The sequence below is a fragment of the Streptomyces sp. NPDC046915 genome (assembly GCF_040644935.1).
Taxonomy (GTDB): Bacteria; Actinomycetota; Actinomycetes; order Streptomycetales; family Streptomycetaceae; genus Streptomyces.
This window is the reverse complement of record NZ_JBEYXB010000019.1, coordinates 62,337-85,117: the sequence shown is the minus strand read 5'-3', so window position 1 is coordinate 85,117 and position 22,781 is coordinate 62,337. Positions and strand designations below refer to the sequence as shown.

Annotated in this window: 23 protein-coding genes and 1 pseudogene; 16 read left to right on the top strand and 8 right to left on the bottom strand. The window is 70.8% G+C overall.

What is annotated here, in order from left to right:
* Positions 1-69 precede the first annotated feature (69 nt).
* From ABZ915_RS37220 to ABZ915_RS37200, 5 genes are all read left to right on the top strand, one after another.
* Positions 70-1,077 (top strand): ABC transporter permease, encoded by a 1,008-nt coding sequence (locus ABZ915_RS37220; protein ID WP_361812667.1) that lies wholly within the window; start codon positions 70-72, stop codon positions 1,075-1,077.
* Entirely contained in the window at positions 1,074-2,165 is a 1,092-nt protein-coding gene (locus tag ABZ915_RS37215) for an ABC transporter ATP-binding protein (RefSeq protein WP_361812665.1), read from the top strand. Before ABZ915_RS37220 ends, ABZ915_RS37215 begins: the two co-directional genes overlap by 4 nt.
* The gene (locus ABZ915_RS37210; protein ID WP_361812663.1) at positions 2,162-3,586 is read left to right on the top strand and encodes a dipeptide ABC transporter ATP-binding protein; all 1,425 of its coding nucleotides are present in this window, start codon (positions 2,162-2,164) and stop codon (positions 3,584-3,586) included. Before ABZ915_RS37215 ends, ABZ915_RS37210 begins: the two co-directional genes overlap by 4 nt.
* A gap of 98 nt (positions 3,587-3,684) precedes the next feature.
* Positions 3,685-5,076 carry a M1 family metallopeptidase gene (locus ABZ915_RS37205; RefSeq protein WP_361812661.1) on the top strand — a complete coding sequence of 464 codons (1,392 nt, stop codon included), beginning with the start codon at positions 3,685-3,687 and terminating at the stop codon, positions 5,074-5,076.
* A gap of 47 nt (positions 5,077-5,123) precedes the next feature.
* The gene (locus tag ABZ915_RS37200; RefSeq protein ID WP_361812659.1) at positions 5,124-5,780 is read left to right on the top strand and encodes a trimeric intracellular cation channel family protein; all 657 of its coding nucleotides are present in this window, start codon (positions 5,124-5,126) and stop codon (positions 5,778-5,780) included.
* On the opposite strand, the gene ABZ915_RS37195 is transcribed toward ABZ915_RS37200, so the two are convergent.
* Positions 5,689-6,930 (bottom strand): alpha/beta hydrolase-fold protein, encoded by a 1,242-nt coding sequence (locus ABZ915_RS37195; RefSeq protein WP_361812657.1) that lies wholly within the window; start codon positions 6,928-6,930, stop codon positions 5,689-5,691. The two genes, ABZ915_RS37200 and ABZ915_RS37195, sit on opposite strands and share 92 nt — an antisense overlap.
* A 182-nt stretch (positions 6,931-7,112) precedes the next feature.
* Between ABZ915_RS37195 and ABZ915_RS37190 the strand changes: the two genes are divergently transcribed.
* Positions 7,113-7,976 (top strand): thioesterase family protein, encoded by an 864-nt coding sequence (locus tag ABZ915_RS37190; RefSeq protein WP_361812655.1) that lies wholly within the window; start codon positions 7,113-7,115, stop codon positions 7,974-7,976.
* Here the strand turns inward: ABZ915_RS37190 and ABZ915_RS37185 are convergent.
* Both ABZ915_RS37185 and ABZ915_RS37180 read right to left on the bottom strand, forming a co-directional pair.
* Positions 7,973-8,218 (bottom strand): annotated as a pseudogene (locus ABZ915_RS37185) (TIGR03086 family protein); the annotation flags it as partial. The gene ABZ915_RS37190 and the pseudogene ABZ915_RS37185 sit on opposite strands and share 4 nt — an antisense overlap.
* A 76-nt stretch (positions 8,219-8,294) precedes the next feature.
* A complete protein-coding gene (locus ABZ915_RS37180; protein ID WP_361812653.1) occupies positions 8,295-8,882 on the bottom strand; it encodes a TIGR03086 family metal-binding protein in 588 nt (195 codons plus the stop codon).
* 101 nt (positions 8,883-8,983) lie between these two features.
* Between ABZ915_RS37180 and ABZ915_RS37175 the strand changes: the two genes are divergently transcribed.
* Positions 8,984-9,940 (top strand): YafY family protein, encoded by a 957-nt coding sequence (locus ABZ915_RS37175; RefSeq protein WP_361812651.1) that lies wholly within the window; start codon positions 8,984-8,986, stop codon positions 9,938-9,940.
* A 161-nt stretch (positions 9,941-10,101) separates the two neighbouring features.
* Positions 10,102-10,473 (top strand): hypothetical protein, encoded by a 372-nt coding sequence (locus ABZ915_RS37170; RefSeq protein ID WP_361812649.1) that lies wholly within the window; start codon positions 10,102-10,104, stop codon positions 10,471-10,473.
* Positions 10,474-10,542: 69 nt separating this feature from the next.
* Here ABZ915_RS37170 and ABZ915_RS37165 read toward each other — a convergent pair whose 3' ends face one another.
* Positions 10,543-11,178, bottom strand: coding sequence for a TetR family transcriptional regulator (locus tag ABZ915_RS37165; protein WP_361812647.1), 636 nt, complete (start codon positions 11,176-11,178; stop codon positions 10,543-10,545).
* Positions 11,179-11,340: 162 nt separating this feature from the next.
* Here ABZ915_RS37165 and ABZ915_RS37160 point away from each other — a divergent pair, with 162 nt between their 5' ends.
* The 3 genes from ABZ915_RS37160 to ABZ915_RS37150 all read left to right on the top strand — a co-directional run bounded on the left by ABZ915_RS37160 (position 11,341) and on the right by ABZ915_RS37150 (position 13,136).
* Positions 11,341-11,508, top strand: a complete 168-nt coding sequence (locus ABZ915_RS37160; protein WP_361812645.1) for a hypothetical protein — start codon at positions 11,341-11,343, stop codon at positions 11,506-11,508.
* Between the two features lie 89 nt (positions 11,509-11,597).
* Positions 11,598-11,864, top strand: a complete 267-nt coding sequence (locus ABZ915_RS37155; RefSeq protein WP_361812643.1) for a DUF4190 domain-containing protein — start codon at positions 11,598-11,600, stop codon at positions 11,862-11,864.
* A 108-nt stretch (positions 11,865-11,972) separates the two neighbouring features.
* Positions 11,973-13,136 carry a cysteine desulfurase family protein gene (locus ABZ915_RS37150; protein ID WP_361812641.1) on the top strand — a complete coding sequence of 388 codons (1,164 nt, stop codon included), beginning with the start codon at positions 11,973-11,975 and terminating at the stop codon, positions 13,134-13,136.
* Between the two features lie 25 nt (positions 13,137-13,161).
* On the opposite strand, the gene ABZ915_RS37145 is transcribed toward ABZ915_RS37150, so the two are convergent.
* Positions 13,162-14,874 (bottom strand): multicopper oxidase domain-containing protein, encoded by a 1,713-nt coding sequence (locus tag ABZ915_RS37145; protein ID WP_361812639.1) that lies wholly within the window; start codon positions 14,872-14,874, stop codon positions 13,162-13,164.
* A 213-nt stretch (positions 14,875-15,087) separates the two neighbouring features.
* Complete coding sequence (locus ABZ915_RS37140; protein ID WP_361812637.1) at positions 15,088-15,750, bottom strand: N-acetylmuramoyl-L-alanine amidase; 663 nt, start codon at positions 15,748-15,750, stop codon at positions 15,088-15,090.
* A 60-nt stretch (positions 15,751-15,810) separates the two neighbouring features.
* Here ABZ915_RS37140 and mnmA point away from each other — a divergent pair, with 60 nt between their 5' ends.
* The gene (gene mnmA, locus ABZ915_RS37135; protein WP_361812635.1) at positions 15,811-16,941 is read left to right on the top strand and encodes a tRNA 2-thiouridine(34) synthase MnmA; all 1,131 of its coding nucleotides are present in this window, start codon (positions 15,811-15,813) and stop codon (positions 16,939-16,941) included.
* A gap of 9 nt (positions 16,942-16,950) precedes the next feature.
* On the opposite strand, the gene ABZ915_RS37130 is transcribed toward mnmA, so the two are convergent.
* Both ABZ915_RS37130 and ABZ915_RS37125 read right to left on the bottom strand, forming a co-directional pair.
* Positions 16,951-17,730, bottom strand: a complete 780-nt coding sequence (locus ABZ915_RS37130; RefSeq protein WP_361812633.1) for an alpha/beta hydrolase — start codon at positions 17,728-17,730, stop codon at positions 16,951-16,953.
* 37 nt (positions 17,731-17,767) lie between these two features.
* Positions 17,768-18,091, bottom strand: a complete 324-nt coding sequence (locus tag ABZ915_RS37125) for a DUF427 domain-containing protein (protein ID WP_361812631.1) — start codon at positions 18,089-18,091, stop codon at positions 17,768-17,770.
* A gap of 51 nt (positions 18,092-18,142) precedes the next feature.
* On the opposite strand from ABZ915_RS37125, the gene ABZ915_RS37120 reads away from it, so the two are divergent.
* The 4 genes from ABZ915_RS37120 to ligA all read left to right on the top strand — a co-directional run bounded on the left by ABZ915_RS37120 (position 18,143) and on the right by ligA (position 22,733).
* Positions 18,143-18,682, top strand: coding sequence for a TIGR00730 family Rossman fold protein (locus tag ABZ915_RS37120; protein ID WP_361812629.1), 540 nt, complete (start codon positions 18,143-18,145; stop codon positions 18,680-18,682).
* A gap of 26 nt (positions 18,683-18,708) precedes the next feature.
* Positions 18,709-19,398 carry an SDR family oxidoreductase gene (locus ABZ915_RS37115; RefSeq protein ID WP_361812627.1) on the top strand — a complete coding sequence of 230 codons (690 nt, stop codon included), beginning with the start codon at positions 18,709-18,711 and terminating at the stop codon, positions 19,396-19,398.
* Positions 19,399-19,520: 122 nt separating this feature from the next.
* On the top strand, positions 19,521-20,522 hold the full coding sequence (locus ABZ915_RS37110; RefSeq protein ID WP_361812625.1) for a methionine synthase: 1,002 nt from the start codon (positions 19,521-19,523) through the stop codon (positions 20,520-20,522).
* 15 nt (positions 20,523-20,537) lie between these two features.
* The gene (ligA, locus tag ABZ915_RS37105; protein ID WP_361812623.1) at positions 20,538-22,733 is read left to right on the top strand and encodes an NAD-dependent DNA ligase LigA; all 2,196 of its coding nucleotides are present in this window, start codon (positions 20,538-20,540) and stop codon (positions 22,731-22,733) included.
* Positions 22,734-22,781 lie beyond the last annotated feature (48 nt).

The window sequence follows — 22,781 nt, the reverse complement described above, 5'->3', positions numbered from 1 at the left end:
CCCCGGAAGGCAGGTGAAGGCATTGGTGCCCGCGGGCTCAGCGGCCCGCGGGCACCAGCGCCGGTCCCCGTGATCTCGTACATCCTCCGTCGGACGGCAGCCGCAGTGATCCTGCTGCTGGTCGTCTCCGCGGTCACCTTCGCCATCTTCTTCCTGCTGCCGAGACTGGCCGGTCAGACAGCGGACCAGCTGGCACAGCAGTACATCGGCAAGAGCCCGTCGAAGGCGGACATCGCCGCGGTCAAGCACAACCTCGGTCTGGACCAGCCCGTCTACGTCCAGTACTGGCACTTCATCAAGGGGATCCTGGCCGGCGCCGACTACAGCGTCGGACCCAGCACGGTGCACTGCAACGCGCCCTGCTTCGGCTACTCCTTCAAGACCCACGAGGCGGTCTGGCCGAAGCTCGTCGACCGCCTTCCGGTGACCCTGTCGCTGGCCGCGGGCGCCGCCGTGCTGTGGCTGGTCTCCGGTGTGCTGATCGGCGTCATCTCCGCCCTGAAGCCGCGCTCGGTCTTCGACCGCACCTTCATGGGCGTCGCGCTCGCCGGTGTCTCGCTGCCCATGTTCTTCACGGGCAACCTGGCGATCCTGCTCTTCACCTACCAGTGGCCGATCTTCGGCCGCACCTACGTCCCGCTCACCGAGAACCCGGCGCAGTGGGCCAACACCCTCTTCCCGGCGTGGTGCTCGCTCGCCCTGCTGTACTCCGCCATCTACGCGCGGCTGACCCGCTCGGGCATGCTGGAGACGATGAACGAGGACTTCATCCGCACGGCCCGCGCCAAGGGCCTGCGCGAGCGCAACGTCGTCGTCCGGCACGGACTGCGCGCCGCGCTCACCCCGATCATCACCGTCTTCGGCATGGACCTCGGTCTGCTGCTCGGCGGCGCGGTGATCACCGAGACCGTGTTCTCGCTGCACGGCATCGGTGAGTACGCGGTGGAGGGCATCACCGACAACGACCTGCCCCCCATCCTCGGCGTGACCCTGCTCGCCGCCTTCTTCGTCGTGATCGCAAATCTCCTGGTGGACCTGCTCTACGCGGCCGCCGACCCGCGGGTGAGGCTCTCGTGACCGAACTCTCCAAGACCGGTGCCGCAGTGGGGGAGCCCACCTCCGGCAAGGCACCCGAAGCCTTCCTCGAGGTCCGCGACCTCAAGGTGCACTTCCCGACCGACGACGGCGTGGTCAAGTCCGTCGACGGGCTCAGCTTCAAGCTGGAGAAGGGCAGAACGCTCGCCGTCGTCGGCGAGTCCGGATCCGGCAAGTCGGTCACCTCGCAGGCCATCATGGGCCTGCACCGGCTCGGCGCGCGCGGCAAGAACGTGCGGATGTCCGGCGAGATCTGGCTCGACGGCAAGGAACTGGTCTCCGCGTCCCCGGACGAGGTGCGCAAGCTCCGCGGCCGTGAGATGGCGATGATCTTCCAGGACCCGCTGTCCGCGATGCACCCGTACTACAAGGTCGGCGACCAGATCGTCGAGGCGTACCGGGTGCACCACGACGTCAGCAAGAAGGTGGCCCGCACGCGTGCCATCGAGATGCTCGACCGGGTCGGCATCCCCGAGCCCGCCAAGCGTGTCGACGGCTACCCGCACGAGTTCTCCGGCGGTATGCGCCAGCGCGCCATGATCGCCATGGCGCTGGTCAACAACCCCGAGCTGCTCATCGCGGACGAGCCGACCACCGCCCTCGACGTGACCGTCCAGGCGCAGATCCTCGACCTGATCCGCGACCTCCAGAAGGAGTTCGGCTCCGCGGTCATCATGATCACCCACGACCTCGGCGTGGTCGCCGAGATCGCCGACGACGTCCTGGTGATGTACGGCGGCCGGTGCGTGGAGCGCGGTCCGGCCGGCGAGGTCTTCGAGCAGCCGCAGCACCCGTACACCTGGGGTCTGCTCGGCTCGATGCCCCGTATCGACCGTGAGACCTCCGACCGGCTCATCCCGGTCAAGGGCCAGCCGCCGAGCCTCATCAACGTCCCCTCGGGCTGCGCCTTCCACCCGCGCTGCCCGTACGCGGACATCCCCAAGGGGAACGTCACCCGCACGGTGCGCCCCGAGCTCGAGCAGGTGAGCACCGGGCACTGGACCGCCTGCCACCTCTCGGCGGAGGACCGTACGCGGATCTGGACCGAAGAGATTGCGCCGAAGCTGTGAGTGAGACGACGAAGACCGGGGCGACGAGCGGGGCCGCCGATGGCGAGGTGCTGCTCAAGGTCGAGGGTCTGACCAAGCACTTCCCGATCAAGAAGGGCATTCTCCAGCGCCAGGTCGGCGCGGTGAAGGCCGTCGACGGCATCGACTTCGAGGTGCGCAAGGGCGAGACCCTGGGCGTGGTCGGCGAGTCGGGCTGCGGCAAGTCGACCATGGGCCGGGTCATCACCCGCCTCCAGGACCCGACCGGCGGCACGATCACCTTCGGCGGGCAGGACATCACCCGGCTGAGCACCGGGCAGATGCGTCCGCTGCGCCGCGACATCCAGATGATCTTCCAGGACCCGTACGGCTCACTGAACCCCCGTCACACCATCGGCTCGATCGTCTCGGCGCCCTTCCGGCTCCAGGGCGTGGAGCCCGAGGGCGGGGTGAAGAAGGAGGTCCAGCGGCTGCTGGAGCTCGTGGGCCTGAGCCCCGAGCACTACAACCGCTACCCGCACGAGTTCTCCGGCGGTCAGCGCCAGCGCATCGGCATCGCCCGTGCGCTCGCCCTGAAGCCGAAGCTGGTGGTGGCGGACGAGCCGGTGTCCGCGCTGGACGTGTCGATCCAGGCGCAGGTCGTGAACCTGATGGACGACCTCCAGCAGGAGCTCGGCCTCACCTACGTGATCATCGCGCACGACCTCTCGGTCGTCCGGCACGTCTCGGACCGCATCGCGGTGATGTACCTCGGCAAGATCGTGGAACTCGCCGACCGCACCGCGCTGTACGAGGCGCCGATGCACCCGTACACCAAGGCGCTGATGTCGGCCGTGCCGGTACCGGACCCGAAGCGCCGGGGCGCGAAGAGCGAGCGCATCCTGCTCCGCGGTGACGTGCCGTCCCCGATCGCCCCGCCGAGCGGCTGCCGCTTCCACACCCGCTGCTGGAAGGCCACGGAGATCTGCAGGACGACCGAGCCGCAGCTCGTGGAGCTGAGGACCGGTCAGCGGGTCGCCTGCCACCACCCGGAGAACTTCGCCGACCAGGCGCCGCAGGACACGGTGCTGCTCTCGGTGGCGAAGGCGGCGTCCGAGCTGGTTCCGGACGCGGTGCTGGAGGAGTCCGCGGAGACCTCGGCCGCGGTCGCCGCGGAGACCTCCGGCGGTCTCGCGAAGGAGCCCCTGGCTGACGCCGGGGCCGATGAGAAGCCGGCCGCCGAGGCCAAGGTTCCGGCCCCCCGGTCCGCCGAAGCCGACGCGGAGGCATCGACCGCCGAGGCGGCTGCGGACGCCGTGGCCTCGCCCGAGAAGACCGGTCCCGGTGCGAAGACGTCGACCGAGAAGGCCGCTGTCGAGGCCGACTCCGGCGAGCCGGCCGAAGAAGAGCCGGGCGAAGACGAGTCGGCGGACGCCGAGTCCCAGGAGTCAACCGACAAGTAGCGCATGACAACTCGGTAAAGTCATGTACATGCATGAACGGGAGAGCGCAGAGTCGTCCGTGTCCGTCTACTGACCGGCACATGCTCGAAGGGACGACCATGGCACTCTCCCGTTCGGCACGTTTAGGGGCTGTCGCCACCGCGGCGGCCTCTTTCTTCGCCGTCGCCGCCTCCTCCGCCCCCACCCCCGGCGCGCCCGGCATCGGCGACAGCTACTTCCCGCAGCTCGGCAACGGCGGCTTCGACGCCCGCCACTACGACCTGTCCGTGGCCTACGACCCGGGCACCGACCGCCTCGACGGCCGTACGACGCTCACGGCCCGCGCCACCCAGACCCTCTCCTCCTTCGACCTCGACCTTCAGAAACTGGACGTCACCCGGGTCGAAGTGGACGGCAGACGCGCCAAGTTCACCCGGGACGGCGACGAACTGCGGATCACCCCGCGCGGCCCCCTGCGCAAGGGCCGGACCTTCACCGCCACGGTCACCTACGGAGGCGTACCCGAACCCCTGGGCGGCCCCATCGTCTTCGGCTCGAACTACGGCTGGATGAAGACCGACGACGGCGTCTTCGTCGCCTGCGAACCGAACGCCGCCTCCACCTGGTTCCCGTCCAGCGACCACCCCTCCGACAAGGCCACCTACGACATCCGTATCAAGGCGCCGAAGGGCCTGACCGGCGTCTCCAACGGCCGGCTGGTCTCGACGTACGACAAGGGCGCCTCGACGTACACCCACTGGCGCGAGAACCGGCCCATGGCGACCTACCTCGCGACCGCCACCATCGGGAAGTTCGACGTGCGGACGGGGAAGACGCCCTCCGGCATTCCGATCTACGTCGCCATCGACCCGGTGCTGAAGGACAGCAACAGCGTCGACGTGTACGCCGTGACCGCCGCCGCCACCGACTACTGGTCCGAGGTCTTCGGGCCGTACCCCTTCGAGGAGACCGGCGCGATCGTCGACGACATGCCCGAGGCCGGGTTCTCGCTGGAGGTGCAGAGCAAGCCCGCCTACTCGGCCGTGCGCAACGAGACGACGATCGTGCACGAGCTGGCCCACCAGTGGTTCGGCGACTCGGTCAGCGTGGCGCGCTGGAAGGACATCTGGCTGAACGAGGGCTTCGCCACCTACGCCCAGTGGCTGTGGGCGGAGCACCAGGGCACCCGCTCGGCACACGACTCCTTCCTGGCCGGCTACGACTCACGCCCCGCCGACTCCGCCTTCTGGCAGATCAAGGTGGCCGACCCGCAGCACGACACCATGTTCGCCTCGGCCGTCTACCAGCGCGGCGCGATGACCTTGCAGGCCCTGCGGGAGCGGATCGGCGACAAGGCCTTCTTCAGGCTGCTGCCCGCCTGGACGAAGCTGCACCGGTACGGCAACGCCGACACCGCCGACTTCATCCGCCTCGCCGAGAAGGTGAGCGGACAGCAGCTCGACGATCTCTTCCAGACCTGGCTGTTCACCACAGGGAAACCGACCCTGTGAGCCGCGCTTTGTAAGGCTCATACCCTCTGACAGGTGAGAATGTCAGGGTGGTCGAGCAACTCTTCAGTCCCTCCGTCCAGCACACCCTCGATGTCGTCGGCATCTTCGTCTTCGCGATCTCCGGTGCGCTGCTGGCCGTCCGCAAGAACTTCGACGTCTTTGGCATAGCCGTCCTCGCCGAGGTCACGGCGCTGGGCGGAGGACTGTTCCGGGACATCGTGATCGGGGCCGTACCACCGGCCGCGTTCTCGGACCTGGGGTACTTCATCACCCCGCTGCTCGCCGCGGTCCTGGTGTTCTTCCTGCATCCGCACGTGGAGCGCATCCAGGTCGCGGTCAACGTCTTCGACGCGGCCGGCCTCGGCCTGTTCTGCGTGGCCGGCACGACCAAGGCGTACGACTACGGCCTCAACCTCACCGCCTCGGCGACCCTGGGCCTGGCCACCGCCGTCGGCGGCGGTGTGCTCCGGGACGTGCTGGCCAACGAGGTGCCGTCGCTGCTGCGCTGGGACCGTGACCTGTACGCGGTTCCGGCCATCGTGGGCGCCACCATGGTGGTGCTGTGCATCCACTACGACGTGCTGACCCCGTACACCACCGCGCTCGCCGTCGTCACCGCTTTCGTGTTGCGCCTGCTCGCGATGCGGTACCACTGGCGAGCGCCGCGCGCTTGGAACCGCCGGTCGACGGTGTCAGAGGAATAGAGCCGTCCGTGGCCGCCTTCCGCGGCCGGTTCTTGCCCATCTGGAGGGTCAGCCAGCGGAAGGAGGACACCACCTGAGGCCGCCACAGCGCCATGGTGTGACCGCCGGCGCTGCGCGGCAGGAACACGACGTGCACGGTGGTCGGCGCCTTGGCGATCGATTCCAGGGCGACGCCCGCCTGGTAGCCGTCGCCGGACTCGCCGGAGGCGTACAGCGCGATACGGGGCGGCACGGCCGCCTTCTTGAGAAGCAGGTAAGGATTGTTCGCCGCGCGCAGGGCCGGGGACTGCGCGGCGAGCGAGTTGCGTTCGCCGATCGGGTCGTTGTACCCGGACAGGCTCACGGCGGCCCGGTAGCGGTCGGGGTGGGCGACGGCCAGCTTGACCGCGCAGTGCGCGCCCGCCGAGTACCCGGCGACGGCCCAGCCGGACGGTGCGGGCTCGGCGCGGAAGTTGTCCATGACCATCTTGGGCACGTCGATGCTCAGCCAGCTGTCGGCGTTCACCGTGCCCGGGATGTTGGCGCAGCCCGTGTCCACCCCGGCCAGCAGGTTGGTGCGCGGCGCCACCAGGATGAACGGCGCCACCTGGCCGTCCTTCATCAGCGGCAGCAGCTGCTCGTGGGCCTTCATGGAACCGAACCAGGCCTTCGCCGAGCCGGGGTAGCCCGGCAGCAGCTCGACGACCGGGAACTTGTGGTGGCGGTAGGCGGGTTCACCGTACTGCGGCGGCAGCCAGACGTAGACCTCGGCGTTCACGCCCGACACCCGTCCCTTGAGCTGGGTGACGCGGACCCCGCCGGCCGCGTGCATACCGGGGCCGTCGGCGGACTGGAAGGCCTGTTTGACCTTGGGCAGCCGCTTGAATGCTATGCCGCCGGTGCCGTCCCGGCCGAGGTCGGCGGCCTGCTGGACGTGGTTGCCGGTGCCGAGCAGGTCGGCCCAGTTGTCGTAGAGGTTGTTGGAGTTGTTGACGAGGATGAACACCAGCGTGACCGCCGTGCCCTGGGCGAACAGCAGCATCAGCACCCGGGCCGCGACGCGCAGTGCCTTGGGCCCCCGCATCCTCGACCACAGAACGAGCGGCAGAACGAGGGCGACGACGGACAGCACGATCGTCGTGTAGAGAAACGCAGTCCCGGTGAGGCTCATGCCTTCATAGAGGGGGATCAAGGCCTCGGGGTTACGGACGTGTCCGGACACTTACCGAGAAATTGCCGGGATCTCACCCGGCAGGCGGGACCTTGCCCTCCACATCTTGCCATCCGCGTCGCGTCATCCGCGCGCACCGTCCAAAGCTACCGCTTAGTAATTTCCTGTTGTACGGTTCATCCATGCCAGAAGCAGCCTCCGCCCCCTCTCCTACGCGGGCCATGATCGGCGCCAGCGAGTTCGACCGCGACACCGCGGTCACCCGGCGCGAGCCCGGGGTCTACGACATCGACCTCTCCGCCGGCTGGACCATCATCAACGCCGTCAACGGCGGCTATCTGCTGGCCGTGCTCGGCCGTGCCCTCGCGGACGCCCTCCCGCACCCCGACCCCTTCACGATCTCGGCGCACTACCTCACCGCCTCCCAGCCGGGCCCGGCGGTCGTACGTACCGAGACCGTCCGCACCGGCCGCACCCTCTCCACCGGCCAGGCCTCCCTCTTCCAGTACGACGAGGCGGGAGGCGAGGTCGAGCGGATCCGCGTCCTCGCCTCCTACGGCGACCTCGACTCCCTCCCCGACGACGTCCGCACGACGGCCACGCCGCCCGCGATCCCGCCCATGGACCAGTGCTTCGGCACCGAGGACGGCCCTGCCCCCGTCGAGGGCAGCTCCGCCATCACCGACCGCCTGATGCTCAAGCTGGACCCGGCCACCCTGGGCTGGGCCCTCGGCGCCCCCTCCGGCAAGGGGGAGATGCGCTCCTGGTTCGGCCTGGCCGACGGCCGGGACGCGGACCCGTTCGCGCTGCTGCTCGCGGTGGACGCGCTGCCGCCGACCGCCTTCGAGATCGGCCTGTCCGGCTGGGTCCCGACGGTCGAACTGACCGTGCACGTACGCCACCGCCCGGCGCCGGGCCCGCTGCGGGTGGCGATCACCACCCGCAACCTGGCCGGCGGCTTCCTCGAGGAGGACGCCGAGGTCTGGGACAGCGCGGACCGCCTGGTCGCCCAGTCCCGCCAACTGGCCCGAGCCAGGCTCGGCTAGGACCGCTCCGCCGTTCGGACACCGAGCGACCGGCGCCCCAGCCAGGCCGCCAGCCGGCCGTAGGCGTCGGCTCCTTCGGGGGTCTCGACGGCGTCGCCGAAGGGGGTGTCCGCGTCGCGCTGGGGGTCCGGCAGGACGCGGCGGGCCGTGGCGAGGGCGAACTCGGCGAGTTCGGGGGCGAGTTCGTGCGGTTGGCCGAGGGGCTCGGCGAGGTCCCAGGTGTGCGTCACGAGTTCCATCACGCTGTGTCCGATGTGCGGCTGCCGCCGCGTGGCGGACAGGGCCGGCCTGCTTCCCCCTCTGTGTAGGTCGGCCGGATCAGGCTCGGCTGAGCGGGGTACGCCCCAGCCAGGCCGCCAGCCGGCCATAGGCGTCGGCTCCTTCGGGGGTCTCGACGGCGTCGCCGAAGGGGGTGTCCGCGTCGCGCTGGGGGTCCGGCAGGACGCGGCGGGCCGTGGCGAGGGCGAACTCGGCGAGTTCGGGGGCGAGTTCGTGCGGGTGGCCGAGGGACTCGGCCAGGTCCCAGGTGTGCGTCACGAGTTCCATCACGTAGCCGGAGAGGGCCGCGTGGCCGGGGACCTCGCCCCATGGCACGCGGACCGGTGCCGTCATCCGCTCGTCGTTCTCCCAGGCCTTGAGGGCCCGGGTGCGCGCCTCGTCGTACACCGCCACCCACTCGTCGTCCCCGACCCCGTCGGCGAACGGCCGGACCGCGAGCCCGTCACCGCCCTCGCCGACCACCGTGATCCGCCGGGTGCCGCCGACCATGTGGCTGAGCAGGGTGCGTACGTCGAACTCGGCACAGGGCGTCGGGCCGGACAGCTGCTCGGGCCGTACGGTCTTGATGAGCGCTGCCACCTGCTCCGTGGCGCGGGCGTAGCGGGGGCGGGGGTCGATGATGTCCATGGCGTGCCTCTCCTTGAGTCGTCGGAGCGAGCATCGCCGGATAACCTGACATCCGCCGTCAACATTTGCCGCGGGGCGCCGGGCGGCGCGATCCTGGCCGGGTGAAGTCCGACCGCCTGCTGTCCATCCTGCTGCTCCTCCAGACCCGGGGCCGGGTCCCGGCACACGAACTCGCCCAGCGGCTGGAGGTGTCGGTGCGCACCATCTACCGCGACGTCGAGGCGCTGTCCTCCTCCGGTGTCCCGGTGTACGCCGAACGCGGGCGGCACGGCGGCATCGAGCTCCTCGCCGGGTTCCGTACGGACGTCACCGGGCTCACCGCCGACGAGTCCCGCGCCCTGTTCATCCTGGCCGCCCAGGGCGCGCACGCCGCCCTCGGCCTGGACGCCGCCCTCGGCTCGGCGCTGCGCAAGGTGATGGCGGCCCTGCCCGCGCCGCACCGGCCGGCCGCCGAGGTGACCAGCCGCCGGATCCTGGTCGACGCCACCCGCTGGAAGAGCGGGCCGCAACGGGCCGTCGACCTGGAGACGCTCCAGGACGCGGTGTTCGCCGACCGGCGCCTGCGGCTGCGCTACCGGCACAGCGGGGAACGGGAGCCGAACACGTACACCGTGGACCCCTACGGCCTGGTCGCCAAGGCGGGCACCTGGTACCTGGTCGCCGACCGGCGGGGCAGGCCGCGGCTGTTCCGCGCCGACCGGGTGCACTCCGCCCGGGTCCTGGACGACCCCGTGCGCCGCCGGCCCGGCGCCGAACTCGCCGACGTCTGGGAGGTGCTGCGGCAGCAGGTCGAGGAGTCGCCGGGAGGCCTGGAGGTCACCGCACGGGTGCGCCGGGAGCGCCTCGACATGTTCGTCCGCATCACCGCCTCCTTGCTGGCCGAACTCCCGGACGACGACGCCGAAGGGGAGTGGGTGACCGCCCGGCTCACGTATCCGTCCGTCCGCGCGGCCCGCCAACTGCTCGCGTTCGCCGACGGGGTGGAGGTCCTCGCGCCGCCCGAGGTGCGCGCCGACCTGTCGGCCGCGGCGCGTTCTGTCACGGACCTGTACCAGTGAGTAGGACCGGCTCGTAGTCGAAAGGCCAGGTGGGAGCGGGTACTTGGGGCGCGCTTTACCCGGTGGACAGGGCGGTCACAGGAGGGACCCAAGAACGCCCTAAGCGCCGTTGATTGAGTGCCCGCCTCAGGACTTCCTCACTCTTTCTGGAGCTGGCTCTCATGAAGCGTGCACGCCTCGCCCCGGCCGTCGCCCTGCTCGCGCTCTCCCCGCTGCTGCTGACCGCGTGCGGCTCGGGCGACTCCTCGTCCTCCAGCGGTGGCTCCGCCCAGCAGAGCTGCCGGCCGCCGTCCGGCATGCCGACCGGGGGCGCGTCCGGGCGCCCGAGCGGTGCGCCGAGCGGTGCTCCGTCGGGGGCGCCGTCGGGCGCGGCCTCGGGCAAGCCGAGCGGAGCCCCTTCGGGCGCCCCCTCCGGCATGCCGAGCGGCGGGCCCGGCGGCGGTCAGGGAGGCCCCGGTGGCGGTCAGGGCGGCGGCTGCGGCGGTCCCGGCGGCGGGCAGCAGGGGCAGGGGCAGCAGGCTCAGCAGGGCTGACGGAGGTTTCGTACCGCAGGGGCGGCGGGTCCGGTCGACGGGCTCGCCGCCCCGCGCGTTTCGCGCGGGTCAGTCGTGCCAGTGATGGCGGCCGACGCTGATCAGCCGCAGCTGCCGGGTCGCGAGCCGGGCGACGCGATCCCGCTCCTCCTCGGAGGCGTCCGGTGCCTCCTGGGCCTCCAGGAAGAGGGAGGCGGTGATCAGCATCTGGTCGACGTAGAGATGCGCGAGCATCAGCAGATCGTCGTCGCTCCACCCCGCCGCCTCGGGGTCCTTGGCCAGCTCGGTCTTCACCTCCTGGGCGAACCGGGCCAGTTGGGCCCGGATGGCCTCCCGCACCGGCTGGACCCCGCCGTGGCGCTCGCGGGCGATGAACCGGACGTGCGCGGGGAACGCGTCGACGTGGTGGGCGATCAGCCCCACGGCGCGCGTGATGCGTTCCTCGCTGTCGCCCGCCGAGGACACCGTCGTCCGCACCATCGGGTGCAGGCTGCCCAGCGCCTCGTCGACCAGGGCCACGCCGAGGTCGGCCGTGGAGCGGAAGTGCCGGTAGAACGCGGTGGGCGCGACTCCGACGGCGCGGGTGACCTCGCGCAGGCCCAGGCTGCTCAGGCTCTGCTCCTCCAGCAGTCGCAACGCCGCGTCCAGGAGCGCCTGCCGGGTCTTCTGCTTCTGGGCCTGCCGGATCCCGAAGGTGTGACTCATGTCATCCAGTTAACAACTGTTCTCCGGAATTGAAAAGCCGCCGGGCGCGCTAGACTCAGAAGTCAGTGAACAAGTGTAACCACAACCGTTCACCGAAATTTCACGCGAGCACCTCGGAGCTCCTCGGAGTTCCTGGGGGCTCCTCGGAGGGGGATCCATCCCATGCTGTTCATCGTCGCGGCTCTCCTGCTGCTCGGCGTCGTCCTGGGCACCGTGGCCCACGCGCCGCTGACCTTCAGCGCCATCGCCGCCGTCGTCATCGCCATCTGGCTCGGCGTCTTCGCGCTCCGCGAACGCCACGGCCGCCGGCGCGGCACGTCCGCCAACTGACCCGCACCCCACCCGCCGTAAACGCGGCATCCATCCACCACCCATCCACCACCCATCCGTCCATCTGTTCCGTCGGGAGCTGACCCACCATGCAACTCACCGCACCGGCGACCCGCCGTACCGCCGTCCGCGACGCCGACGGCATGGCCGTCGCGTCCTTCATCCTCGGCCTCCTCGGCCTCCTCGTCCTGAACCTGTTCCTCGGCCCGATCGCCATCGTCCTGGCCGGTGTGGCCCTGTGGCGGGGCACCGCCCGCCGTGGCCGCGCCCTGCTCGGTCTGACCCTCGGCGTCGCCGACCTGCTGGTCCTGGTGGCCTTCATGCAGGTGGACAACACCGTGTCCTGGAGCTTCTAGGGAACTCCCGCAGAGCTCCAGGGAGCTTGGCGAGCCGTGAGCGCGTGTGGGAAGCGGCCTGGACGAGCCGCGACCACCGCCCGGGGGCCCCGTAGAATCGGGCTCACCATGGCTTACCTCGACCACGCCGCGACCACCCCGATGCTCCCGGAGGCGGCAGAGGCACTGACCGCCCAGCTGAGCATCACCGGCAACGCGTCCTCCCTGCACGCATCCGGCCGCAAGGCCCGCCGTACGGTCGAGGAATCCCGCGAGATCCTCGCGGACGCGCTGGGCGCCCGACCGAGCGAGGTGGTCTTCACCTCCGGCGGCACCGAGGCCGACAACCTCGCCGTCAAGGGCCTGTACTGGGCCCGCCGCGCCGCCGACCCGGCCCGCACCCGCGTACTGGCCAGCCCCGTCGAACACCACGCCGTCCTGGACGCCGTCCACTGGCTCGGCGAACACGAGGGCGCCACCGTCGAGTACCTCCCGGTCGACACCTACGGCCGCGTCCACCCCGAGGCCCTGCGCGAGGCCATCGCCCGCAGCCCCGAGGACGTCGCCCTGGCCACCGTCATGTGGGCCAACAACGAGATCGGCACGGTTCTGCCGGTCCGTGAACTGGCCGACGTCGCTGGCGAGTTCGGTATCCCCCTGCACGCCGACGCCGTCCAGGCCTTCGGCCAGGTCCCCGTCGACTTCGGCGCCTCCGGCCTCGCCGCGATGACCGTCTCCGGTCACAAGATCGGCGGCCCGTACGGCATCGGCGCCCTCGTCCTCGGCCGCGAGTGGACCCCCGTACCCGTCCTGCACGGCGGCGGCCAGGAGCGGCACGTCCGCTCCGGCACCCTGGACGTCCCGGCCGTCGCCTCCTTCGCGGTGGCCGGCCGCCTCGCCGCCGAGCAGCGCGAGTGGTTCGCCCGCGAGATCGGCGCCCTGCGCGACGCCCTGGTCGAGGCGGTCCGCACGGCGGTCCCCGACGCGATCCTGGGCGGCGACCCGGTGAACCGCCTCCCGGCCAACGCCCACTTCACCTTCCCCGGCTGCGAGGGCGACTCCCTGCTGCTCCTGCTCGACGCGCAGGGCATCGAGTGCTCCACCGGCTCCGCCTGCACGGCCGGTGTCGCCCAGCCCAGCCATGTCCTGCTGGCCACCGGCACCGATCCGGACCTGGCCCGCGGCACCCTGCGCTTCTCCCTCGGCCACACCTCCACCGAGGCGGACGTCGAAGCGGTCGCGAAGGCGATCGGCCCCGCGGTGGAGCGTGCGCGCGCCGCGGGGCTGACCTGACGTCCGGTCGAGGGTTCGACGTGACCTAACTGTCCGTCGCGCCGGCACTCGCACTCGCGCTCGCGGTCGCCGTCGCGCTCGCGCTCGCGGAAGCCGAGGCCGAGGCCGAAGCCGAAGCGCTCGGACTGGCCGAGGCAGTCGAGTCGCTGCTGTCCGTGCTGGTGGTGGACGAACCGTCATCCGTGATCATGAGGGACGCCATCATGCCCTCGTCCTCGTGCTGGAGCAGATGGCAGTGGAGCATGTACATGTACGTGTCGTCGGCGAAGTCGGTGAACTCCATGGCGATCTCGATGGACCCGCCGCCCACCACCTCGTAGGTGTCGTACCAGCCGAGTTCGACGCCGCTGGGGTCCTCGCCGTTGATGGAGACCAGCTGGTACGGCACGTCATGCAGGTGGAAGGAGTGCTCCAGCTGCGTGCTGTTCTTGATCGTCCAGATCTCCTTGGACCCGAGGGTCGTGCTGATCATGGCCATGGAGGACATGGTGGTCCCGGCCGAGCCGTTGATCAGCATCGTGGCCCCGCTCTGGCCGAGCGTGATCGTACGGGCGGTGAAGTCGCTGGTGTCGTACCGGTCGATGGTGTTCAGCGTGCTGGGCAGGTCGTCCGGGGTGTCGGTGCCGGAGGCGGTGACGGCGAGCACGTCGTAGGTGCCGCTGCCGCCGCGGACCCAGCCGGTGGTGACCACGGCCTGAAGGGTGACGTCGTCCGACAGGTCCATCACGAACTCGGCGCGGGCGCCCGCCACGAGCCGGATGGAGTCCACGGTGGTCGCCTCGGTCAGATAGCCCTGGTCGGTGGCGATCTGGGTCAGCGTGCCGCCGTCGCTGCGCTGGACGGTGATGATGTCCGACGGGGAGGCGTTCAGTACCCGGAACCGGGTGCGGGTCTTGGTGGCGGTGAAGGAGAGCGTGGTGTCATCCACGTTCGTCCCGTTGAGCAGCAGCGGGAAGCTGAGGTTGTTCGTCAGGTAGCCGGTCAGGTTGTACTTGATGTCCCCGGCGCTGTCCGCGGCCAGGCTCTGGAAGATGAGCGGGATGTCGTCGGTGCCGTAGTCGCTGGGCAGCGCGGCGGAGGCGTCCGAGTCGTCCTCGACGATGATCATGCCGGCCAGGCCGTGCACGGCCTGCTCGGCCGTGGTGCCCAGGGCGTGCGGGTGGTACCAGAGGGTCTTGGCCTCGTCCTTCACCTCGAAGGTGGGGGCCCAGGTCTCCCCGTCCGCGAAGGCCACCTGGGGGCCGCCGTCCATCTTGGCGGGGACGTGGGCGCCGTGGAAGTGAACCGTGGTGTCCGCGCCCAGGCTGTTGGTGATGTTGAGTAGTACGGTGTCGCCCTTGGTCCACTTCATGGTGGGGCCGAGGAAGGACTGGTTGTAGCCCATCGTGTCGCTGGTGACGCCGGACAGCACCTCGGCGGTGCCGGTCTTCGCCTCCAGCGTGAACGTGGTCGTGCCGTCCGAGGTGGTGCCCTCCAGGAGGTCCGGGACGGTGAGCGTGCCGGAGGCCGCGGACGCCTTGTCGCTTCCGTTGCTCAGGAACGCGAAGGTCGTACCGGCCGCCCCGACCGCCGCCAGGCCGAACCCGGCCATCCCGCCGAGGACCTTCCGCCGGTGCAGGCCCTTGCCGCCCTTGGCCCTGCTGTCCTTGGAGTGCTCCTGCTTGGCGCGCCCACGCTTGACGTGGGTGCCGTTGTCGCTTCTGCCCGCGGTGAGATCGGGCTCGGTGATGTCAGCCATGGCCCCGGATGTTTGACGTATGGACTATGTAAGGACTGAGCCCAAGCTGGGGGGAAGCCGCGCGGGCTGTGTGACCGCCGTGAGCGCTGGTCGCGCTCAACCTCCTTGAAAAAAAGCCAAGTTGACGTACGGCAGGTCACGTCGGCAGTGCGGGACATATCGGCCACATGCAGTGCGGCGCCGTCTCACAGCGACCTTCAGGTGTGATGTGCATCACATCTGTTGGCGTATGAGCCCCAGGTACCGGTCCCAGTCCCAGTGCCGGCCGGGATCCGTGTGGTCCGTCCCCGGCACCTCCACGTGCCCGATGATGTGCTCCCGGTCCACGGGTATGCCGTACCGCCCGCAGATCGCGGCCGTCAGCCGTGCCGAGGTCGCGTACATCGCGTCCGTGAAGGAGGACGCGTGCTCCACGAATCCCTCGTGCTCGATGCCGACGCTGCGCTCGTTGTACTCCCGGTTGCCCGCGTGGAAGGCCACGTCCAGCTCGCGGATCAACTGGGTCAACCGCCCGTCCTTCCGCACGATGTAGTGCGCCGCCGCCTGGTGCGCCGGGTCCTGGAAGGCCTTCACCGCGCTCGCGTAGTCGCCCTGCGTGACATGGATGACCACCCGGTCCACGGGATAGTCGTCCGGCCGGTCCGCCCGCCGGTAGTTCGCCGGGGACGCCGCCACCCAGCGCGCACCCCGGAAGTCCACCGCGCCCGCCACCCGCGGCTTCTCCACCCCCGGCAGCCGCCACCACAGGTGCGACAGCTCCTGCCGGGCCAGCGCGGCCGTGCCCACGGCGGCCGCGAGCCCGCCGACGAGCAGGGCCCGCCGCCCCAGCCGCCGATCGGAGTCGCCCCTCGCCGCGCTCACCTCTGTCACCCCCATGTGATCGTCAACGGATGTGCGGGGCCTCCGGTTCCCGCGCCCCCGTACCCTGGAGGGGCTATGACTGACACCCCGCAGCACACCCGCCCCCTCCGCGTCCTCGCCGCCATGTCGGGCGGCGTGGACTCCGCCGTCGCCGCCGCCCGCGCGGCCGAGGCGGGCCACGACGTGACCGGCGTCCACCTCGCGCTCTCCGCGAACCCGCAGTCGTTCCGCACCGGAGCGCGGGGCTGCTGCACCATCGAGGACTCCCGCGACGCCCGCCGCGCCGCCGACGTCATCGGTATCCCGTTCTACGTCTGGGACCTCGCCGACCGCTTCCGCGAGGACGTGGTCGAGGACTTCATCGCCGAGTACGAGGCCGGCCGCACCCCGAACCCCTGCCTGCGCTGCAACGAGAAGATCAAGTTCGCCGCGCTCCTGGACAAGGCCCTGGCCCTCGGCTTCGACGCGGTCTGCACCGGCCACTACGCCAAGGTCGTCGTGGGCGAGGACGGCACGCGCGAACTGCACCGCGCCTCCGACATGGCCAAGGACCAGTCGTACGTCCTCGGCGTCCTGGACGACCGGCAGCTGGCCCACGCCATGTTCCCGCTCGGCGACACCGTCACCACCAAGGACGAGATCCGCGCCGAGGCCGAGCGCCGGGGCCTGGCCGTGGCCAAGAAGCCCGACTCGCACGACATCTGCTTCATCGCCGACGGCGACACCCAGGGCTTCCTGGCCCGGCGCCTGGGCAAGGCCGAGGGCGACATCGTCGACGAGTCCGGCGCCAGGCTCGGCACGCACGAGGGCGCGTACGGCTTCACCATCGGCCAGCGCAAGGGGCTCAGGATCGGCACCCCGGCCCCCGACGGCAAGCCGCGCTACGTGCTGGACATCTCCCCGGTGGACAACACCGTGACGGTCGGCCCGGCCGCCGCCCTGGACGTGACCGGCCTGACGGCGATCAAGCCCCGCTGGTGCGGCGCCGCCCCCACCGGTCCGGGCACCTACACCGCCCAGCTCCGCGCCCACGGCGGCGAGACCGAGGTCACCGCCGCGCCGGTCGACGGCTCCCTCCAGGTGCGCTTCACCGAGCCGGTACGGGGCGTGGCCCCCGGCCAGGCGATCGTCCTGTACGACGGCACGCGCGTGGTGGGCTCGGCGACGATCTCGGAGACGGTACGGGCGACGGCCGGGGTGGTGTGAGCCCGCGCCCTACGAGGTGAAGAACTCCGCCAGCACCGGCGCGAGCACGTCCGGGTCGACCATGTGCGTCTGGTCCTCCAGGACGCGGTACGTGCCTGTCGGCGCCCCCTCCGCGACCGTCCGGGTCGCCTCGCGAAGCCAGTCCGGGCTCGCGCCGCCCGCGACCGCCAGGAGGGGAACGGCGAGCGACGCGAGCCGGTCCCTCGGGACCGTGCTGTCGCCCATCACGGCGTCGTCATAGGCCAGGGTCGGCGCGATGGCCTCCATGTCGGCCCACATGGGGGACTGGCGGGCACCCTGGATCACGGCCTCGGCCAGGCCCGTGAGCCTCAGGAACAGCTCGACCGCGTCGCCGCGCCGGCCCTGCGCGAGTGTCTCGCCGAGGTTCCGGGTGTACTCGGCGCGTTCCTTCGCCCCTTGCTCGTCCACGGCGAAGGGCGCCTCGTACACGGCCACCCGCCGCACCGACAGCCCGCTCTCCGCCGCCCGCAGCGCCAGCGCGCCGCCCGAGGACATGCCGTAGACCGCCGCCTCGCCGCCCACCGCGTCGATCAGCGCGGCGATGTCCTCGACCTCGCGCTCCACCGCGTACGGCGCCGTGTCGCCGCTCCCGCCGCGGCCCCGGCGGTCGTACACGACGGCCTGGAAATGGTCCCCGAGCCGCTGTGCCAGGGGCGCCAAGGTGTGGCCCGTGGACATCGCGCCGCTCACGAGGATCACCGCGGGACCCCGGCCGGTGGATTCGTAGGCGATACGGGTGCCGTCGCCGGAAAGCGTCTCCTTGTCCATACCAGTGCAGATTGCCGCACGGTACGGAACTAGTCGGTCATGACACGTCGACTTCGTAGAAGCAGAAATGGTCCTTGATCCGCGCCACGTCCGGCTTCGGATCGGGGTACGCCCACACCAGGTCGGGCGCGTCCGGCAGCGACCAGTAGGAGGCCGTCCCCTTGAAGGGGCACTGCGTGTGCGTGTCGGAGGGCGTGAGGAGGTCCTGCCGGACGTCCTCGGCGGGGATGTAGTACCGCACCGGAGAGCCGGTCTCCCGCAGCACCAGCGGCCGGTCGGTCTCGGCGAGGACCTGCTCCCCGTGCACCGCGCGGACGTGCTGCTCGCCCTGCTCGATCGTGATCGTGTGTCCATGGGTCATGTAAGGGGAAGCGCCGGCGGGCCCCGGCTTCTTCCCTCGTACCCTGACCGCATGCGAATCTGCGTCTTCCTCTCCGCCGCCGACCTCGACGACCGCTACACGCGCCCCGCGCGCGAGTTCGCCGAACTGATCGGCAAGGCGGGGCACGCGCTGGTGTGGGGCGGTTCGAACGTCGGCCTGATGAAGGTGGTCGCCGACGGGGTGCAGGAGGCGGGCGGCCGTCTCGTCGGCGTCTCCGTGGGCTTCCTGGCGAACAAGGCACGGCCCGGCGCCGACGAGATGGTGATCGCCCACGACCTCGCCGAGCGCAAGAAGCTGCTGCTGGAGAAGGCCGACGCCGTGGTGATCATGGTGGGCGGCACCGGGACGCTCGACGAGGCCACCGAGATCCTGGAGCTGAAGAAGCACGGCCGCACCGACAAGCCGGTGGTGCTGCTGAACACGGCGGGCTTCTACGACGGGCTGAAGGAGCAGTTCCACCGCATGGAGGACGAGGGCTTCCTGCCCCGTCCGCTGGCCGACCTGATGTTCTTCGCCGAGGAGCCGGCGGCGGCGCTGGCCTACCTGGAGGAGCACCGGGACGTCGCGTGAGCGGCGGTCGGTGCGAGCATGGCGGCATGGCTACTCATGTGATCACCGGGGCGGGTTCCGGCATCGGCGCCGCCGTGGCCCGCCTTCTGCACGCGCGCGGGGACGAACTGGTCCTGCACGCGCGCGACGCGGGCCGCGCGAAGGAACTGGCGGACGAGTTCCCCGGGGCGAGGACGCTCGTGGGCGACCTCGCCGACCCGGACCGGCTGTCCTGGGCCTTCTCCCACCAGACGCTCCCCGACCGGGTCGACTCCCTCCTGCACATCGCCGGAGTCGTCGACCTCGGAGAGGTGGGCGACCTGACCCCCAAGTCCTGGCGCCACCAGCTCAACGTCAACCTGATCGCCCCCGCCGAGCTGACCCGCCACTTCCTCCCGCAACTGCGCGCCGCCCGGGGCCACGTGGTGTTCGTCAACTCCGGCGCCGGCCTCGCCGCCCACGCCGGCTGGTCCGCGTACGCCGCCTCCAAGCACGGCCTCAAGGCCCTCGCCGACTCCCTCCGCCACGAGGAACACGGCAACGGCGTCCGCGTCACCTCGGTCTACCCCGGCCGCACGAGCAGCCCCATGCAGGCCAAGGTCCACCAGCAGGAGGGCAAGGAGTACGACTCCACCCAGTGGATCGCTCCCGAGTCCGTCGCCACCACGATCCTCACCGCCCTGGACCTCCCCCGGGACGCGGAGATCAACGACGTGACGGTACGACCGGGTCGCTGACCACGGCTGGGAGGCGCGGCCTGCTCTTGTCAGCCCGTCCGGCGTTTGAGGACGAGTCCGTTCAGGCCGAGGCCCGCCCCCAGCCTCCGCACCCCCGCCCCCCACCTACGTAGGCTTCACCCGTGACCGACACCCCGCCCTTCGGCCCCGCCACCGGCATCGGCTCCCTCCCCGGCGCCGACGCCCGAGAAGCCGCCAAGACAGCCACCGGCAGCTTCGAGGACTTCCCCTTCCTCCCCGAGCTGCCCGCCCGCGGCCCCGGCGCAGACATGATCGGCCGCACCGCCGGAATGCTCGTCGAGCTGTACGCGCGCGTGGAGCCCAGCGGCTGGCGGATCGGGGACCGGCCCGGCCGGGACACCAAGCGGGCCCGCTCCTGGCTGGGAGAGGACCTCGACGCGCTGGAGGAGTTCGCCCAGGGGTACGAGGGCCCGCTGAAGGTGCAGGCCGTCGGCCCGTGGACACTCGCCGCCGCCCTCGAACTGAAGAACGGCGAGGCCGTCCTCTCCGACCCCGGCGCCTGCCGCGACCTCGCCGCCTCCCTCGCCGAGGGCCTGCGGCAGCACCTCGCCGAGGTCCAGCGACGGATTCCCGGCGCCCACCTCGTGCTCCAGCTCGACGAGCCCTCCCTCACCGCCGTCCTGCGCGGCCAGGTGAAGTCCGCCAGCGGCTACCGCACCCACCGCGCCGTGGACCGGCAGATCGTCGAGGCCGCCCTCCGCGACCTGGTCGGCATGCACGCGCCCGGCCCGGTCGTGGTCCACTCCTGTGCCCCGGACGTGCCCTTCGCGCTGCTGCGCCGGGCGGGCGCCGCCGGGGTCTCCTTCGACTTCTCCCTCCTCACCGAGCGTGACGACGACGCGATCGGCGAGGCGGTGGAGGGCGGCACCCGTCTCCTGACCGGAGTCGTGCCCGGCACGGACGGTCCATTGTCAGACCCTGCCGGTAGCGTCATGGGTGTCAGGACGCTGTGGCGCAGGCTGGGGCTGCATCCGGGGCTGCTCGCCCGGGCGGTCACGGTCACCCCGGCGTGCGGACTCGCGGGCGCTTCCCCGGAGTACGCGCGCCGGGCGCTCGCCCACTGCGTCCGGGCGGCGAGATCCCTCGCGGACAACCCAGAGTAACGGGAGGACAACACGGTGGCCGGCGACAAGCAGCAGGCGGAGACGGCAGTGCCCGCCGAGGCTCGGGAGAAGCACGCGCGACTCGCTGAGCAGATCGAGGAGCACCGCTTCCGGTACTACGTGAAGGACGCTCCCGTCATCAGTGACGCCGAGTTCGACGGACTCCTGAAGACTCTGGAGGCGCTGGAGGAGGAGTACCCGGAACTGCGCACGCCGGACTCGCCGACCCAGAAGGTCGCCGGGTCGTACCAGACGGAGTTCACGTCGGTCGAGCACCGCCAGCGGATGCTCTCCCTCGACAACACCTTCAACGACGACGACCTCGCCACCTGGGCCGACCGCATCGCCCGCGAACTCGGCGACCAGGACTACCACTTCCTGTGCGAGCTGAAGGTCGACGGCCTCGCCGTCAACCTCACCTACGAGCGCGGGCGCCTCACCCGCGCCGCCACCCGGGGGGACGGCCGCACCGGCGAGGACATCACCCCCAACGTCCGCACGATCGCGGAGATCCCGGACCGTCTGAAGGGCGACCGCGTCCCCGACCTGGTGGAGATCCGCGGGGAGGTCTACTTCCCGATGGAGCGGTTCGAGGAGCTCAACCGCCGTCTGGTCGAGGCCGGTGACAAGCCCTTCGCCAACCCCCGCAACGCGGCGGCCGGTTCGCTGCGCCAGAAGGACCCGCGCGTCACCGCCACCCGCCCCCTGCACATGGTGGTCCACGGCATCGGCGCCCTGGAGGGCTACGAGGGCCTCACCCGTCTCTCCCAGGCCTACGACCTGCTGGGGACCTGGGGCCTGCCCACCTCCCGGCACAACCGGGTGGTCGACGACCTCGACGGCGTACGGGAGTTCATCGCGTACTACGGCGAGAACCGCCACTCCGTGGAACACGAGATCGACGGTGTGGTGGTCAAGCTCGACGAGATCCGCCTCCAGGGCCGGCTCGGTTCCACGGCCCGCGCCCCTCGCTGGGCGATCGCGTACAAGTACGCGCCGGAGGAGGTCAACACCAAGCTGATCGACATCAAGGTGGGCGTCGGCCGCACCGGGCGGGTCACGCCGTACGCCCAGGTCGAGCCGGTCACGGTCGCGGGCAGCGAGGTCGAGTTCGCCACCCTGCACAACCAGGACGTCGTCAAGGCCAAGGGCGTCCTCATCGGTGACACCGTGGTGATCCGCAAGGCCGGTGACGTCATCCCGGAGATCCTCGGCCCGGTCGTCGACCTGCGGGACGGCGGTGAGCGCGAGTTCGTGATGCCGGGCGAGTGCCCCGAGTGCGGTACGCCGCTGCGGGCCATGAAGGAGGGCGACATCGACCTCCGCTGCCCCAACGCCCGTACCTGCCCGGCGCAGTTGAGGGAGCGCGTCTCCTATCTCGCGGGCCGCGAGTGCCTGGACATCGAGCACTTCGGCGGGGTGGCCGCGGCGGCGCTGACCCGTCCGCTGGAGCCGGCCGACCCGCCGCTGGTGGACGAGGGCGACCTGTTCGACCTGACGGTGGAGAAGCTGCTCCCCATCAAGGCGTACGTGCTCGACCCGGACAGCGGTCTGCCCAAGCGGGACCCGAAGACGGGTGAGGAGAAGGTCGTCACGGTCTTCGCCAACCAGAAGGGCGAGCCCAAGAAGAACACCCTCGCGCTGCTCCAGAAGATCGAGGAGGCCAAGACCCGTCCGCTGGCCCGCTTCCTGAACGGGCTTTCCATCCGCCATGTGGGTCCCGTGGCGGCGCAGGCCCTCGCGCGCGAGTTCCGCTCCGTCGACCGCATCGAACAGGCCACCGAGGAGGAGTTGGCGACCACCGACGGCGTCGGCCCCATCATCGCCACGGCCCTGAAGGAGTGGTTCGCCGAGGACTGGCACCGCGAGATCGTCCGGAAGTGGAAGGCGGCTGGAGTCCCGCTGGAGGAGGCGGGCTCCGGCGAGGACGAGGGGCCGCGTCCGCTGGAAGGGCTCACGGTGGTCGTCACCGGCACGCTGGAGAACTTCACCCGCGACGGCGCCAAGGAGGCGCTACAGAGCCGAGGTGCGAAGGTGACCGGTTCCGTATCGAAGAAGACGTCATTCGTTGTCGTGGGTGACAACCCGGGATCGAAGTACGACAAGGCGATGCAGCTCAAAGTGCCGGTTCTGAACGAGGACGGTTTCGGCGTCCTTTTGGAACAGGGCCCCGATGCGGCGGCCGAAGTCGCGCTTCCGACCGGAGAGTAGCGGTTGAAGGCCCCCCGAACGGTGCATATCAGATGCATACGGGTGGCC

Excerpts from the sequence above, each read along its gene's own strand:
- ABZ915_RS37120 (WP_361812629.1), top strand. The coding sequence starts at position 18,143 with ATGCGAATCTGCGTCTTCCTCTCCGCCGCCGACCTCGACGACCGCTAC.
- ABZ915_RS37160 (WP_361812645.1), top strand. The coding sequence starts at position 11,341 with ATGCTGTTCATCGTCGCGGCTCTCCTGCTGCTCGGCGTCGTCCTGGGC.
- ABZ915_RS37190 (WP_361812655.1), top strand. The coding sequence starts at position 7,113 with ATGCCAGAAGCAGCCTCCGCCCCCTCTCCTACGCGGGCCATGATCGGC.
- ABZ915_RS37155 (WP_361812643.1), top strand. The coding sequence starts at position 11,598 with ATGCAACTCACCGCACCGGCGACCCGCCGTACCGCCGTCCGCGACGCC.
- ABZ915_RS37150 (WP_361812641.1), top strand. The coding sequence starts at position 11,973 with ATGGCTTACCTCGACCACGCCGCGACCACCCCGATGCTCCCGGAGGCG.
- ABZ915_RS37125 (WP_361812631.1), bottom strand. The coding sequence starts at position 18,091 with ATGACCCATGGACACACGATCACGATCGAGCAGGGCGAGCAGCACGTC.
- mnmA (WP_361812635.1), top strand. The coding sequence starts at position 15,811 with ATGACTGACACCCCGCAGCACACCCGCCCCCTCCGCGTCCTCGCCGCC.
- ABZ915_RS37165 (WP_361812647.1), bottom strand. The coding sequence starts at position 11,178 with ATGAGTCACACCTTCGGGATCCGGCAGGCCCAGAAGCAGAAGACCCGG.
- ABZ915_RS37180 (WP_361812653.1), bottom strand. The coding sequence starts at position 8,882 with ATGGACATCATCGACCCCCGCCCCCGCTACGCCCGCGCCACGGAGCAG.
- ABZ915_RS37205 (WP_361812661.1), top strand. The coding sequence starts at position 3,685 with ATGGCACTCTCCCGTTCGGCACGTTTAGGGGCTGTCGCCACCGCGGCG.
- ABZ915_RS37170 (WP_361812649.1), top strand. The coding sequence starts at position 10,102 with ATGAAGCGTGCACGCCTCGCCCCGGCCGTCGCCCTGCTCGCGCTCTCC.
- ABZ915_RS37115 (WP_361812627.1), top strand. The coding sequence starts at position 18,709 with ATGGCTACTCATGTGATCACCGGGGCGGGTTCCGGCATCGGCGCCGCC.
- ABZ915_RS37195 (WP_361812657.1), bottom strand. The coding sequence starts at position 6,930 with ATGAGCCTCACCGGGACTGCGTTTCTCTACACGACGATCGTGCTGTCC.
- ABZ915_RS37140 (WP_361812637.1), bottom strand. The coding sequence starts at position 15,750 with ATGGGGGTGACAGAGGTGAGCGCGGCGAGGGGCGACTCCGATCGGCGG.
- ABZ915_RS37145 (WP_361812639.1), bottom strand. The coding sequence starts at position 14,874 with ATGGCTGACATCACCGAGCCCGATCTCACCGCGGGCAGAAGCGACAAC.
- ABZ915_RS37130 (WP_361812633.1), bottom strand. The coding sequence starts at position 17,730 with ATGGACAAGGAGACGCTTTCCGGCGACGGCACCCGTATCGCCTACGAA.